Origin of the sequence: Aeromonas sp. QDB17, from assembly GCF_027705305.1 — a bacterium.
Lineage (GTDB): Bacteria > Pseudomonadota > Gammaproteobacteria > Enterobacterales > Aeromonadaceae > Aeromonas > Aeromonas caviae.
The window spans coordinates 81,566-95,225 of sequence record NZ_JAPDBP010000018.1 but is presented as its reverse complement, the minus strand read 5'-3'; the positions used below and the strand labels follow the sequence as shown (position 1 = coordinate 95,225).

General features: G+C 63.1%; 15 protein-coding genes. 6 read left to right on the top strand and 9 right to left on the bottom strand.

What is annotated here, in order from left to right; all coding sequences use genetic code 11:
* Positions 1-126: 126 nt before the first annotated feature.
* A complete protein-coding gene (locus OKC41_RS15570) occupies positions 127-567 on the bottom strand; it encodes a GNAT family N-acetyltransferase (RefSeq protein WP_041212649.1) in 441 nt (146 codons plus the stop codon).
* A gap of 182 nt (positions 568-749) precedes the next feature.
* Between OKC41_RS15570 and OKC41_RS15565 the strand changes: the two genes are divergently transcribed.
* Positions 750-1,250 (top strand): SRPBCC domain-containing protein, encoded by a 501-nt coding sequence (locus OKC41_RS15565; RefSeq protein ID WP_010673967.1) that lies wholly within the window; start codon positions 750-752, stop codon positions 1,248-1,250.
* 72 nt (positions 1,251-1,322) lie between these two features.
* Here OKC41_RS15565 and OKC41_RS15560 read toward each other — a convergent pair whose 3' ends face one another.
* Complete coding sequence (locus OKC41_RS15560) at positions 1,323-1,829, bottom strand: GNAT family N-acetyltransferase (protein WP_010673966.1); 507 nt, start codon at positions 1,827-1,829, stop codon at positions 1,323-1,325.
* A 91-nt stretch (positions 1,830-1,920) separates the two neighbouring features.
* The gene (locus tag OKC41_RS15555; protein ID WP_201894297.1) at positions 1,921-3,171 is read right to left on the bottom strand and encodes a GNAT family N-acetyltransferase; all 1,251 of its coding nucleotides are present in this window, start codon (positions 3,169-3,171) and stop codon (positions 1,921-1,923) included.
* Between the two features lie 262 nt (positions 3,172-3,433).
* Between OKC41_RS15555 and OKC41_RS15550 the strand changes: the two genes are divergently transcribed.
* The 3 genes from OKC41_RS15550 to OKC41_RS15540 are packed head-to-tail and all read left to right on the top strand — an operon-like array spanning position 3,434 to position 5,879.
* Complete coding sequence (locus tag OKC41_RS15550; RefSeq protein WP_010673963.1) at positions 3,434-4,252, top strand: DUF3100 domain-containing protein; 819 nt, start codon at positions 3,434-3,436, stop codon at positions 4,250-4,252.
* Positions 4,249-4,698: a hypothetical protein gene (locus OKC41_RS15545; RefSeq protein ID WP_042016367.1), complete on the top strand. Its 450-nt coding sequence runs from the start codon at positions 4,249-4,251 to the stop codon at positions 4,696-4,698. The genes OKC41_RS15550 and OKC41_RS15545 overlap by 4 nt, the downstream gene beginning before the upstream one ends.
* Positions 4,698-5,879: a M20 family metallopeptidase gene (locus OKC41_RS15540; RefSeq protein ID WP_201894298.1), complete on the top strand. Its 1,182-nt coding sequence runs from the start codon at positions 4,698-4,700 to the stop codon at positions 5,877-5,879. Before OKC41_RS15545 ends, OKC41_RS15540 begins: the two co-directional genes overlap by 1 nt.
* Before the next feature lie 66 nt (positions 5,880-5,945).
* On the opposite strand, the gene OKC41_RS15535 is transcribed toward OKC41_RS15540, so the two are convergent.
* From OKC41_RS15535 to OKC41_RS15520, 4 genes are all read right to left on the bottom strand, one after another.
* Positions 5,946-6,905: a LysR substrate-binding domain-containing protein gene (locus tag OKC41_RS15535; RefSeq protein WP_201894299.1), complete on the bottom strand. Its 960-nt coding sequence runs from the start codon at positions 6,903-6,905 to the stop codon at positions 5,946-5,948.
* On the bottom strand, positions 6,905-7,543 hold the full coding sequence (gene pdxH, locus OKC41_RS15530) for a pyridoxamine 5'-phosphate oxidase (protein WP_201894300.1): 639 nt from the start codon (positions 7,541-7,543) through the stop codon (positions 6,905-6,907). The genes OKC41_RS15535 and pdxH overlap by 1 nt, the downstream gene beginning before the upstream one ends.
* Positions 7,544-7,700: 157 nt before the next feature.
* Positions 7,701-8,024, bottom strand: a complete 324-nt coding sequence (locus OKC41_RS15525) for a hypothetical protein (RefSeq protein ID WP_128313477.1) — start codon at positions 8,022-8,024, stop codon at positions 7,701-7,703.
* The gene (locus tag OKC41_RS15520) at positions 8,021-9,988 is read right to left on the bottom strand and encodes a reprolysin-like metallopeptidase (protein WP_201894301.1); all 1,968 of its coding nucleotides are present in this window, start codon (positions 9,986-9,988) and stop codon (positions 8,021-8,023) included. The genes OKC41_RS15525 and OKC41_RS15520 overlap by 4 nt, the downstream gene beginning before the upstream one ends.
* 211 nt (positions 9,989-10,199) lie before the next feature.
* Between OKC41_RS15520 and OKC41_RS15515 the strand changes: the two genes are divergently transcribed.
* Complete coding sequence (locus OKC41_RS15515) at positions 10,200-11,411, top strand: RsmB/NOP family class I SAM-dependent RNA methyltransferase (protein ID WP_010673956.1); 1,212 nt, start codon at positions 10,200-10,202, stop codon at positions 11,409-11,411.
* 67 nt (positions 11,412-11,478) lie between these two features.
* On the opposite strand, the gene OKC41_RS15510 is transcribed toward OKC41_RS15515, so the two are convergent.
* The gene (locus OKC41_RS15510; protein ID WP_010673955.1) at positions 11,479-11,823 is read right to left on the bottom strand and encodes a Grx4 family monothiol glutaredoxin; all 345 of its coding nucleotides are present in this window, start codon (positions 11,821-11,823) and stop codon (positions 11,479-11,481) included.
* Between the two features lie 287 nt (positions 11,824-12,110).
* On the opposite strand from OKC41_RS15510, the gene sodB reads away from it, so the two are divergent.
* Positions 12,111-12,695, top strand: a complete 585-nt coding sequence (sodB, locus tag OKC41_RS15505; RefSeq protein WP_010673954.1) for a superoxide dismutase [Fe] — start codon at positions 12,111-12,113, stop codon at positions 12,693-12,695.
* A 109-nt stretch (positions 12,696-12,804) separates the two neighbouring features.
* Here the strand turns inward: sodB and OKC41_RS15500 are convergent, their stop codons facing one another.
* Positions 12,805-13,617: a VacJ family lipoprotein gene (locus tag OKC41_RS15500; RefSeq protein WP_029314176.1), complete on the bottom strand. Its 813-nt coding sequence runs from the start codon at positions 13,615-13,617 to the stop codon at positions 12,805-12,807.
* Between the last annotated feature and the right edge of the window lie 43 nt (positions 13,618-13,660).

Genomic DNA, 13,660 nt, shown 5'->3' with positions numbered 1-13,660 from the left:
TTGAGCGGGGGAAGGTCTGCCCTCCCCCGGATGTGTTGAAGAGCCACTTCCCGCGAAGTGGCTTTTGTATGCCCTGCCAGGGCTGAAGATGAATATGCGGTGCGGTTGCCGCAGTCTGCCAGCGGCTTATTCCCCTGCGTCATCGGGCGTCAGGACCAGCCTGCGCCAGGGCCCCGTGATGTCGCAATGACCCGTCTCTTCGGTGTTCTCCCAGCCCAGGCGATGATAGAAAGCCATCGCCGTGGTGTTGCGCATGGCCACCTTGAGGGAGGCCGGGGAAGGGTATCCGGCCAAGCCGGCGGCAAGCAAGGCCCGCCCCATGCCCTGCCCGTGCCAGTCCGCCACCACGTAGAGATGATGCACGAAGCTCTCGGCCCCCCAGATGGAGACGAATCCGCACGGGCTGCCCCCTTTCTCCGCCACCCAGATCTCCTCGCCCCGGGTCTGCTCGGCAAAATCCTCGAGCCGGAACAGGGCGGGATCAACCCAATGGAAGGCCTGGCGCCTTCCCTTGAGGAAGAGCTGCGCCAGCATGGGCTCGTCAGCTTCCGTCATCATTCTGATCATGACACCATCCTTGCGTTGCGTGCTTGTCGCTTCCCACTCTCGATGGATCCCGCCGCGCTGTCAAATCGGCAATGTGGACCCTCTTGAATACGTAACCGTGTGACACAGGGCTGCCTATTTTATCGCCTCAGGGGCTATACTGCCGAGGTCCCGTCCATGACTGGTTTGAGGTTCACTGATTTATGGATAACAAGCAAATTGAAGGCAGTATTCTGGTACCCGCCCACATTGACGATGTCTGGCGGGCCTGGACCACGGAGAGCGGGCTGCGCAGTTTTCTGGCGCCGGAGTGCCTCATGGTCCCGGAACCCAACGGACCGTTCGAGATCTATTTCAGACCCGATGCTCCGCTCGGCGAGCGTGGCAGCGAAGGGTGCCGGGTGATGGCGGTCATGCCCCATGATCTGCTCAGCTTCAGCTGGAATTTCCCTCCCCAGTTTCCCCACATTCGTCAGCAGAAGACCCAGGTCAGCCTGCGCTTCGTGCCGGAGGGCCAGGGCACCCGGCTCCACTTCCTGCAGACCGGCTGGGCGCAGGATCCGGACTGGGACCAGGGCTATGCCTACTTCCGGGAGGAGTGGCTGGAACTGAGTCTGCCAAGGCTTCAGTACCGTTTCACCCACGGCCCCATCGACTGGAACAACCCGCCGGGCAAGCAGCAGCTGAAATCCCTGGCCCAGTGACGTCCATTCAAGCGATGGGCATGCCATGAAAAAGGACCCGCTCAGGGTCCTTTTTCATGGATGGGCAGGCGATCACTCCACCGGCTCTTCATCGAACAGGGGGTGATAGAGCACCTCGCCCCTCACCCCGTCGAGCCCGCCGGGTTGCAACTCCATCGCCATGAAACACTCCGTCGGCACCTCGTAGATGCAGTGCAGGCCGAAGTCGCTGGCAGGCCGAAAGCCGAAACGGGCGTAGTAGGCAGGATCCCCGAGCACCACCACCGCCTTCCAGTCCATCTCCAGTGCCGTGTCCAGCCCTTCCCGCACCAGATCCGAGCCAATGCCCTGCCCCTGCCAGTCGGGATGCACGGCCACGGGTGCCAGTCCCAGCCAGGGCCCTTCCTGTCCCTCAATGGTGATCGGGCTCAGCATCAGGTGCCCCATGAACTCGTACTCTTCCTCCTCGACCATGGTGACCACGGCGGCCCCACATTCTCGCAGGCGGTTGACCAGTTCGGCCTCGTCGGGACGACCAAAGGCGGCACTCACCAGCTCATAGACTGGCAGCATGTCGCCGGGACGCTCGGTTCTCAACATACAGCGTTACTCCTCGTACAGCAGGGCGGCCATTATTCCACAGAAGTGGTGCGCCACTTCACTGCCTTTGTCTGAAAATGGGAGGACGGACTCAGGAAAACGCCTGACAAACCCCGCACCAGGCTTCGCGATGACCGCCCTTGCGCAAGCCATCAGCGTCCGTCGTCAGGCTGTCGCAATCGCCGCAGATAGGCGAGGCCCAGATCCCCGCACTCCTTGAGCAGGGCGCCACCACCATGGGCCTGCACCCCGGGCGCCTCTGGCGCCAGCATGGCCAGGGATAGCGCCGCACCGTCAGCCCGCTGAGTGTCTGCTCGCCCTCTGTCGTCTCCCCCGCCATGAAGAGCGCCACCCCCTCACCGTGCAGTATGGCCACGACCACCTCCTCGTCATCCAGCCAGGGGGCCAGCGCCTCTTTGCGTGCATCCGTCAGGCGCGCCGGGCGATCCAGCCGCCAGTGATCGAGCTCGAGGGCGCCATCGGCCGGATCTGGCCGACGCCCGTCATGGTGCATGCCAGTCTTTTCCATCACCCGGCCTGAGGCGAGGTTGCCCGGCATGTGGCGGGCGGTGAGGGCAGGCAGGTGCCACTGCTCGAAGGCAAACGCCCTGACCAGGCTCGCGGCCCGGGTGGCCAGCCCCCTGTTCTGCCAGGGCACGCCGACCCACCATGCCAGCTCCCCGTGCCAGTGCAGGGAGAGAGAGCCGACCAGGGGAGCGGGCTCGTCTTCACGCCCCTGGGGCAGAGTCAGGGCCCAGGTGCATCCCAGCCCGAGAGCAGCCTTGCGCCCGCTCAGGGCAAGCCAGTCCCGCGCCGCCTCCGGCGAATAGGGGTGGGGGATGTTGAGGGTATAGCGGGCGAGCGCCGCATCCGAACAATAACGCAGGATGGCGCTCTCATCGCCGGGCAGCAGGGGGCGCAGCACCAGCGCGTCCTGCCCGCCAGGCTCGCGCAGCACCGGGGTCATCAGGCGGCGGGCAAGCAGGCGTTGCAGGGCAACCCCGAGGTCGTCATCGGAACCGAGGCGGTGATCCGCCCCCACGGGCCCCAGGGTGAGCAAGCCGCTCTCTCTGGCCAGGGTCAGCAGGGAGCCGGAGGCAGCGATCAGGATCTGCCGGTCCGGCTGTGTCGCCATCAGCGGGGAGGCTGCCTCCCCCAGCCAAGCGGCAAGCAGGTCGCGGGCAAGGAGAATGCCATCTGGCGGGCTGACCGACCAGGGTGCCATCTCCCTCGCCTCCCCTTTGCCAAGCAGCAGCCACCAGCGGTTTCCCCGGTGCTGCCAGGCCTGCAACGCCGCTTGCCAGGAGGGGCGCCAGAGCGCACCCTCGATCAACAGATCCATTCCTTCCCCCACATCCGCCCCCCCGGATCAGGCACCGGGTGCCCGGGCGGCACCACACTCCTGTCTGAGGCAGCATAAGCAGCTGCCAATGAGTTGTTAAACCATATGTTTACCATGGTTAAACGGCATACCCCATGAAAAAATGCCATATGGCTGACTTGATGGCGGTCACATTCCTTTCCCTCCTCGCTTCCTATCATGCCCCCATCATGGCGTGACCAAAGACGCCCATGAAGGACAACGGATAACAAGAGAACACACTATGCAGCCAACCAGCCCACTCAAAACGGTAGTAGTCAGTACCCTGGCGACCGCCCTGCTGATCTTCGTGGCCCAATCCCTCATCGGGAAGCAGGAGATCAGACTCGGCATCGCCATCATCCCCATCCTGCCCATGCTCTTTGCCGTCATCATCGGCATGATCGTCTCCGCCAAGCCCGTCAAGGATCGCATTCCCGGCTGGAAGAGGCTCTTCACCGAGCGAGAAGAGGGCTTCTGCGGCAAGATGGTGGGTTTCAGCCTGCTGATCCTCGGGACCCAGTATGCGGGGATGATCATCCCCAACCTCAAGATGATCCTGAGCGTCGGCGTACCGCTCTTCCTGCAAGAGATAGGCAACCTCCTGCCCATCCTCATCGCCATTCCGCTGGCGGTGAAGTTCGGCTTTGGCCGCCGCGCCATCGGGGCCTGCTCCTCCATCAGCCGTGAACCCTCGGTCGCGGTGATCCAGGGCAAGTTCGGCACCGGCTCCCAGGAGTACATCGGCGTGCTCGCCATCTACCTGTGCGGCTCCGTCATCGGCACCCTCTGGTTCAGCGTGCTCGGCAGCATCGCCCCCCTCACGGGGCTGCATCCCCTGGCCCTGGCCGCCGGTTCCGGCGTGGGATCCGGCTCCATGCTGAGCGCCGCCTCCGGTGCCCTCATCAACGGCCTGGACGAGGCGATGGCCCAGCAGGTGCTCAGCATCGCCGCCGCTTCGAACCTGCTCTCGTCGGCCCTGGGGGCGCTCTCCCTCACCTATCTGGGTCTGCCGCTCGCTGAAAAAATCTATGCCCTGACCGCCAAAGGAGAGAAAGCATGAAAAGCATCGTGATGGATATGCGCTTCGTTTTCCTGGCGATCCTGCTGGCCATGTTCACCCAGACCCTGACCTCGGGCCTGCCGCTGTGGCAGATGGGGGACAGCTTCGTCGCCATGTCCCTGGTGGTGTTCGCCTCCCTGGTGACCAAGCGCTATCTGCCCTCCTCCCTGCCAGCCTTTGCCTATGCCACCATCATCGGCATTCTCATCTGCCTGCCCGAGACCCCGGTGCGCGGCCTCTTCATCGATGCCGTGGCCAAGATCTCCTTCCTCTCCTGCTGCGTGCCGCTCCTGGCCTTCGCCGGCCTCTCGGTGGGCGGTCAGCTGGAGGAGCTCAAGAAGATGTCGTGGAAGGTGATCCTCATCTTCATGATCGTCTCCACCTGCTGCTTCTTTGGCGCCTCCCTGGTTGCCCAGCTCGGTTTCTCCATTCAAGGGATCATCTGATGAACCACTACCATATCGAACCTGACCTGTTGGCCCTGCGCGACTTCAGCTACGAAGTGCGCCACCACCTGCACCGCATCCCGGAATACTCCGGGGCCGAGTTCAAGACCTCTGCCTACTGCCGTGGGTTGATGGAAGAGTTCGGCTACAGGATCACCCTGTATCCCGGTTTCACCGGTTTTCACGGGGATCTGGCGGTCGGCCCTGCCCTGCCCACCATTGCCTTTCGTGCCGACATGGATGGCCTGGAGATGCACGACATGAGCGAGGTGGCGTTCAAATCCACCCATGAGGGGATGGCCCACAACTGCGGCCACGACTCCCACATGGCGATCGCTCTGACCGCCGCCAGGTTTCTGGCCGCCAACCGCGAGCGCCTGCGCTACAACGTCCGCTTCATCTTCCAGATGGCGGAAGAGGACATGCGCGTCCCCGGTGCCGAAAAGATGGTTGAGCTTGGCTGCATGAAGGGGGTGGACGAGGTCTATGCCCTGCACAACGACGGCGCCATGGAAACGGGCACCATCAAGTTCAACCAGGGGGTCATGTCCTCCTGGGGGTCTGCCTGGACGCTTGATGTGCACGGCATCTCCGCCCACGGCTCCACCCCCCACAAGGGGCTGGATGCCATCCGGGAGGCGGTGCGGATCATCGAGGACATGGACTACATCGTCGCCAAGCGCACCAGCCCGTTCAGCCCGGCGGTCTTTGGTTGCGGCATGATCAACGGCGGCACCATTCCCAACGCCATCGCCGATCATGTGCAGGCCCGTGGCACCATCCGCGCCATGGATGCCGAAACCGACCAGATCCTGAAAAACAGCTTCAGGGACATCATCGCCCAGAGCGAGCTGCGCGGCTTCAAGACCACCATGGTCCATGCCGGCTACCCGGCAGTGGAGAACCACCCCCAGGCCTGCGAGCGCCTGCAACAAGCCGCCTCGAATGTGTTGTCCAGCGACGGGATCAACGCAAAGGGCCAGCCCATGACCGGCAGCGAGGACTTCAGCTACATGATCAACGCCACGCCAAGCCGCATGGGGGCCATGTTCTTCCTCGGCAGCGGCAACCAGGCCAAGGGGATCTGCAACTACCTGCACGCGAACCCCTATTACCTGGACGACGACTGCCTGCTGGTGGGAGCCCAGATCTTCGTCAATCTGGCGACCCGAGCCGCCTGAGGGGTCAATACAAGGGGATAGCAATGCAAAGAGAGGCCGACGGCCTCTCTTTTTTATGTCTCGGCGTCAGAGCCAGGGCAGGGTCGCAGACGGGGCGGGCGTTCCCTGGTTGAGCAGCGCCAGCTGCACCGTCTCCCGGCTCACATGGGGGGCATAGAGGTGGATGAAGTCGTACATGTAGTCCCGCAGGTGGGCGTGCCTGCGCAGGCACACATGGGCCACGCTCGAGGCGATCAGATGATCGATGTTGAGGCAGACCAGGCTCTCCCTGTCCCCTTCGTCGAACGCCGAGGTGGCGATCACCCCGACCCCCATCCCCAGGCGCACATAGTGCTTGATGATGTCGCTGTCGGTGGCTGTCAGCACGATGCGGGGGCTGAGGCCATGGCGTCCGAACGCCTTGTCCATCTTGGATCGGCCGGTGAAACCGAACACATAAGTGATGAGGGGATACCGGGCCAGATCCGCCATGGCCAGCGGCTGGCAGTCCAGCAGCGGATGGCCGTGGGGCACCACCACGCTGCGCCCCCAGCGATAGCAGGGCACGGTCGCCAGCTCGTCGAACAGGTGCATGGACTCGGTGGCGATGGCCATCTCCACATCCCCGTTTTGCGCCATCTGCGCCAGTTGGGCAGGAGCTCCCTGATGCAGCTGGATGCTCACCTCGGGGTAGCGGCGGGAGAATTCGGTAATGACCGCCGGCAGCTTGTAGCGGGCCATGGTGTGGGTGGTGGCGATGCGCAGCACCCCGCTGGTGGCCAGCTGATCCCCGAGGGAAAGCTGACCAATCTGCTCCACCTGGGCCACCACTCCCCTGGCCAGCTCCATCACCTGCTCCCCCATGGGGGTCAGGCCCGCCAGGTTCTTGCCCTTGCGGGTAAACAGCGCCAGCCCCAGCTCCTCTTCCAGCATCTTCATCTGCTTGCTGAGGGTCGGCTGGGAGGTATAGAGCTTCTCCGCCGTCGCCGAGATGTTGAAGTTGTTCTTCACTATCTCGATGAAGTTCTTGAGCCGGGCGATGTTCATCAGGGCGCCAGGCGCTCGATGTGCCAGCCGTCCCCCTCGCGGGTGTAATAGAAGCGATCGTGCAGACGATGCTCCCCGCCCTGCCAGAACTCGACGGTGTCGATGCGCACCCGGAAACCACCCCAAAAGCTCGGCAGCGGCACCTCGCCATTGGCAAACTTCTGCTTGAGTTCGAGGAACTTGGCCTCGAGCACGCCACGGGCCGAGATGCGGGTCGACTGTTTGGAGACCCAGGCGGCGATCTGGCTGTCCTTGGGACGGCTGTGGAAATACTTCATCACCTCGAAGGTGCTCATCTTCTCCACCCGGCCGGTCACGTGCACCTGTCTGTCTAGGGTGTGCCAGGGGAAGAGCAGGCTGATGCGGGGGTTGCCCTCCAGCTGATGCGCCTTGCGGCTGCCCATGTTGGTGTAGAACACCATGCCTTCGGCATCGTAGTGCTTGAGCAGCACGGTGCGCTGCCAGGGCTGACCATCAGCATCCACGGTGCCCACCACCATGGCGGTGGGATCGGTCAGTCTGGCCTCGCACGCCTGGGCCAGCCACTTCTCGAACAGGGCGAGGGGGTCGGCCGGCAGATCGGCCCGGTGCAGTCCACCCCTGGTGTATTCGCGACGCAGATCAGCCACATCCATCATCTTGATTTTCCTTCTCTCTTTCTCTGCCGCCCGTGCGGCGATGGGTGCAGGCATTGTGCGACGAGCGCGCCATGGGTACAAGCCTCGGGGCGGCCAAATGGCGGAGCAAAAAGAGAGGGAGGCTCATGCCTCCCTCTTTATGCCGATGACCGTCAGCCTACTGCTTGCCGTCAATCGGCGGGCAATGGGCCAGCATGCGCCGGTTGTAGTCCGCCGCATAGGCGCTCAGCCTGGCGTGGGCCTCCTTCTGATCCGGCTTGATGACATCCCCGAATCCGTCGAGATAGCGCACGCCACAGCGGGCCTTGGCCGCCGCCTGCTGATCCGCCGCGATCCCGGGCGCCACCTCGCCGCGCCCGGCCCGCACGATCAGCCGGTAATCCTGCCTGGCGAGGCTGGCGCTGACCGCCTGATCCAGGGTGTCTGCATCGGCCTGACAACCGCCGAGCAGGGTGAGCAGCAGCACCCCGGCCAGTCTCATGCCCGCCTCCGCTGCCAGCCCAGCAACGCCAGAGCCAGGGTCCAGAAGCCGAGGGCACCGCCGCCACCGCTTCCCCCCTCTTCACCGCGCTGGGTGACCGAGAGCTTGAGGGGACTGATGGCGAAGAAGATGTTGTCGCTGCACGCCACCTTCAAGCGGGCAGTGCCATCCTTGCCCGCCGGGATGGTGACGCTCGCCGAGCCCGAGTTGGGTTTGCCGCTGGCAAGGGAAGTCCAGTTTGCCCCCTCGTCCCGGGTCATGAAGAGATCCACCTTGCTGCAGTTGATGGGGGCGGCATTGGTGCCGGCCACTTCCCAACTGATGGTCTGCGTCTTGCCCGCCCCCAGGGGGGTCACCACCGGGCTGGTCAGGGCAAAGGCCTTGCCGGTGTTGACCACCTGGATCGTCATGTCATCGCTGGCGACACCGCCCTTGCCGTCCCGCGCCGTGAGGCGGAAGTTCAAGTCCCGGTTGGTGGCAGGCCAGGCCTCCCCTATCGCCAGGGTGTTGGTGAGCAGGGAGGTGAGACTCGGCAGGGTGCGCTCCGGCACGCTGGTCGGCGCCACGAAACGGAACAGCGGGCGGCTGCCGTCGTCCACCATGGTGGCCGGGCTGCTCGACTCCGTCCCCAGATCGATCTGCTCCCAGGTGTAATTCAGCGGATCGCTGTCAAGATCGGCCCCCGCCCCCTTGAGCACGAAGGGGGTGTTGGCTGGGATGACGTAGTCATTGCCTGCCGCCACCTGGGGCGCATTGTTGACCAGCGCCAACGGGGTGCCGCAATTTGGCTCCGTGGCCATGTGGGCCCGCATCTGCTCGATGGACTTGCTGTGGAAATAGGGCTCGCTGTGGGGCTGCAGATCTTCGTCTCCGCAGATCCCCGCATAGGCCATGATGGAGCTGCCGCTGCCCGGCTCCCAGGCCTGGCTTGCCTCCCGGTTGCCGCCACCACAGCTGCCTGTGGTGCCGTTGAAGGTGTGGTCTGCTCCGAACTGGTGACCGATCTCGTGGGCTACGTAGTCGATGAAGAAGGCATCCCCCACCGGTTCGGAGGAGCCCGTCATCCCCGCCGATTTGTCAGGGGTGCAGAGTACGCCCAGTCCCGCCAGGCCGCCGCCACCGGTGTTGACCACATGGCCGATGTCGAAGGCCCCCAGCCCCTTGGTCAGGGCATCGGCCTGCACCTGCATGTTGGCATCGATATCGCCGTCATCATTGTTGAAGGGATCGTTCGCCACGTCGGTGAAGATGATGGTGTCGTTGCCGCTGGCGAGCTGGAATTCGGCCGCCACGTCACGCTGGTAGACCTCGTTGACCCGGTTGAGCAGGGTGGTGATGGCGCCAAGACCCGCCTCCACGGTACCACCGTGATACTGGGTATACTCCCCCGCCGCCGAGATGGCGATGACATAACGCTTGCGCTCGTTGCCATCCACCAGCACCTGGCGGGCCAGCTTTTTGGCCCCGCCCCCGATCACCTTGTCCGCCTCTTCTTCCAGCCGGCTGTGGGCATCCTGCTGGTAATAGACGGCATAGCCTTCCCCATTGCGAAGGGGATCGACGAACACCATCTTCCCTTCATGGCTGAACATGGCGTGGAATCCCTGGGGACCGAGATCGAAGCGCCCGGTCTCGCCCGGCGCCGCTTCGTTGTACCCCTTGAAGGCCAGGATATCGGGATATTTGGCGGCCAGATCCGCCGGCAGCAGATCATAGGGTTGCAGGCTGAAGGTCACCTCCTTGCCATCCGGCAGGGGCAGGGTCAGGCGGCGCTCGCCCCCCTTCAGGGCAGCCAGGTAATCGGTGGAGACGGTGACGATGCGATACTGGCTGGCCCTCACCTCGTACCCATCGGCGGCGGTGGCCCGCGCCGTGACCGTATGCCACTCGCCGGCCATCAGGTTGCCGGACGTCATCAGACCCGCCACCAGCACCGCCAGCGGAGAATATTTCATCAACTGCATCTTTTTAATTCCTTTTTAAACGGATTCACCTGAACTGCCACGGCATCATTTGCCCGCTGGTCCGATTAGTCCAGCAACATCCTCTGTACATTCCCCGAATGGGGAAGGTTGCACCAATGCAGACTAGCCCCTATCATGGCGCGGATTTGTCCGTTCCAGAACCCCTCTTCGACGGGGCCGGTTCACTCTTTCTTTGGCCAAGGTTAATCTCATGCTCAAGTCCCCACTGTTGCCCCGTTTCGGGGATCTGGTCGTTGCCATCGTTGACGATGTGCTGGGTCAGGGTCTTACCCTCGACCGCGCCTATGCCCGTCACTTCTCCGGCATCGAACTCAAACCGCAAGAACAGGCAAGGATTGCCCTGGTCACCGGCGATCTGCTGCGCCGCCTCAGCCTCTACTGCTTCCTCACCGGCATCCAGGTCCGTCAGGCGGAGAAGAATGTCTGGCCGCTGCTGCACAGCTGGCACGCCTTCCACAAGATAGATCAGCCCAACCACCCGACCCTGGATCGCTTCAACGAGGAGGCGTTCCGCCGCCGCCTGACCGAGGCCAAGAAGAACCCCGTGCTGATGGACGGCTGCCCTGCCTGGCTGGAAAAACTCGGCAGCGAGCAACTGGGCGACGCCTGGCCGGCCGAGCGTGCCGCCCTGGCCTGGATGCCCAAGCGTTACCTGCGGGTCAACACCCTCAAGTGCACCCGGGACGAGCTGCAAGCCATGCTGGCCAAAGAGCATGTCACCACAGTGCCCGTCGACGGAGTGGAGACCGCCTTGCAAGTGACCTCGGACGCCGCCCTGTTCCGTACCCAGGCCTTTGCCGATGGCTGCTTCGAGCAGCAGGATGCCGGCTCCCAGCTGGTGGCCGCGGCCCTCGACGTCAAGCCCGGCATGCGGGTCATCGACGCCTGTGCCGGTGCCGGCGGCAAGACCCTGCACCTGGCCGCCATGATGCAGGGCAAGGGCCGTCTGCTGGCCATGGACGTGGAAGAGTGGAAACTGGAGAACCTCAAGCAGCGCGCCCGCCGCGCCGGTGCCCACAACGTGGAGACCCGGGTCATCACCAGCAGCAAGACCGTCAAGCGCCTGAAAGAAAGCGCCGATCGCGTGCTGCTGGACGTCCCCTGCTCCGGCCTTGGCGTGCTCAAGCGCAACCCGGATGCCAAGTGGCGCGACACCGCCGAGCGCCTGCCGGTGCTGGTCGCCCTGCAAGAGGAGATCCTGCAGCGCTACAGCCAGATGGTGAAGGTGGGCGGCCTGCTGGTCTACGCCACCTGCTCCATCCTGCCCGAGGAGAACCGCCAGCAGGTGGACAAGTTCCTCGCCGCCAACGAGCACTTCCGCCTGATCGGCGATCACAACGTCAGCCCGGCCGAGACCGGCTTCGACGGCTTCTACATGGCGCGCCTCGAACGCATCGCCTGATGTCTGTCGTGGGCACAAAGAAAAGGGGAGCCAATGGCTCCCCTTTTTGCATGGTATGGATGCGGCCTTATTCGGCGGCAGCGTCATCCTGCTTGTGCTTGGCGGCAGTTTCCTTGATCAGGGTCTGCAGCTCGCCGGCCTGGAACATCTCGATCATGATGTCGCAACCACCGACCAGCTCGCCCTCGACCCACAGTTGCGGGAAGGTGGGCCAGTTGGCGAATTTCGGCAGCTCGGCGCGGATGTCCGGGTTCTGCAGGATGTCGACATAGGCGAAAGGCTCGCCGCAGGACATCAGGGCCTGGGAGGCCTGGGCAGAGAAACCGCAGCTGGGCAGCTTGGGGGATCCCTTCATGTAGAGGATGATGGGATTCTCAGCCAACTGCTGTTTGATCTTTTCAATAGTTTCCATAAATGCCTCACTGGAGCGATTTCGGCGGCCATTCTACTGCAATCCGGGCAGACCACAAACTGGCAAACCGTTGCGAATGAAAGAAGTCATGCATCAATACGCCGCAGCTTGATCCGGATCATGGCAAGAATCAAGGGTTGTTCGCCCATCTTTGATACTGCTACAATCGACGGGCTTTGGGCCGTCTGGCCCCCTCATTTCAAGAACAATTCTTTTCAAGATAGAAAAGAGTACGCAATGTCTTGCAACCGTCGCCTTCGCACGGACCAGCCAATGGAGAGTAGAAAATGGCTTTCGAACTTCCCGCTCTGCCCTATGCAATCAATGCTCTGGAACCGCACATCTCCCAGGAAACTCTGGAATACCACCATGGCAAGCACCACAACACCTACGTGGTCAACCTGAACAACCTGGTGCCGGGTACCGAGTTTGAAGGCAAGTCTCTGGAAGAGATCATCAAGACCTCCACTGGTGGCGTCTTCAACAACGCTGCCCAGATCTGGAACCACACCTTCTACTGGCACTGCCTCTCCCCGAACGGCGGTGGCGAGCCCACTGGCGCTCTGGCCGATGCCATCACCAAGGCCTTCGGCTCCTTCGCCGAGTTCAAAGATGCGTTCACCAAGTCTGCCATCGGCAACTTCGGCTCCAGCTGGACCTGGTTGGTGAAAAAGGCTGACGGCTCCTTGGCCATCGTCAACACCTCCAACGCCGGTTGCCCGCTGACCGAAGCCGGTACCACCCCGCTGCTGACCGTCGACCTGTGGGAACACGCCTACTACATCGATTTCCGCAACCTGCGTCCGAAGTACATGGAAACCTTCTGGGCCCTGGTCAACTGGGAATTCGTGGCCAAGAACCTGGCTGCCTGATAAGCCTTTCTTGCCAAAACGCCCCGCACTTGCGGGGCGTTTTTTATGGTCGAACACCTGCCATCGACAACAAAGGCGCCCGCAGGCGCCTTGTGGAAGATGACCGTGCTTACTGGTCTATCTCGTCCATGTAATCGTCGAGGTTGCCATCATCCGCCGCCTCTGGCTTCTGCTCCTGGAGCTCGGGTTTGCGGCCCGTCACCTTGCCATCGTTGTACTGCAAGTAGAAGTCCTTGGTCAGGGCGTAAGGATCCAGCGCGTTGTCGATGATGCGCTCCTGATCGATCAGCTTGGAGCGGGTACCGAGGCCATCCAGCGCCCAGTGCACCACCTTCAGCGGGAAGGTCAGCAGGGCATAGGGGAAGTAGATGGTATCGATGGTATCCCCAACCAGTTGCCGGGTGGTGGTGGGACCGTAGACCGGCACCATCAGATAGGCGCCATCCCCGATGTCGGCCTTGCCGAGCACGGTGTCCATCTCCAACGTGTTGCGAGCCAGGCCCGCATGCTTGGCCACGTCGAACAGACCGAGCAGGCCCACAGTGGTGTTGAGGGTGAAGCGGCCCAGGTTGGTACCGGCCCCTTTCAGATCACCCACCAGCAGGTGGTTTACCATGCTGCTCGGCTCGTCGAAGTTGTCCACGAAATTCTCGATGCTGTCCCTCACCCCTTGCGGAACATAGCGGGCATAGCCGTGTACCACGGGGCGCGCCACATAGGGCTCCAGCACGTCATAGTTGACGGCCCACATGGCACGGTTGGGCCCCTGGAAGGGGTCGCGAGGATCGCTGGCCGTGCTGGATGCCCCGGGGCGGCTCGGGGTCTCGCCGAGATCCAGGCTCTCCGGGCCCGGCTTGGGAGGGCCGCCCGCACAGCCCGCGAGCAGCAATGCCACCGCCAATGCTCCTGAACGCAGATACATATGAAAGTCCTAAGATTTTTTTGGGTATTGATATGAATTATAC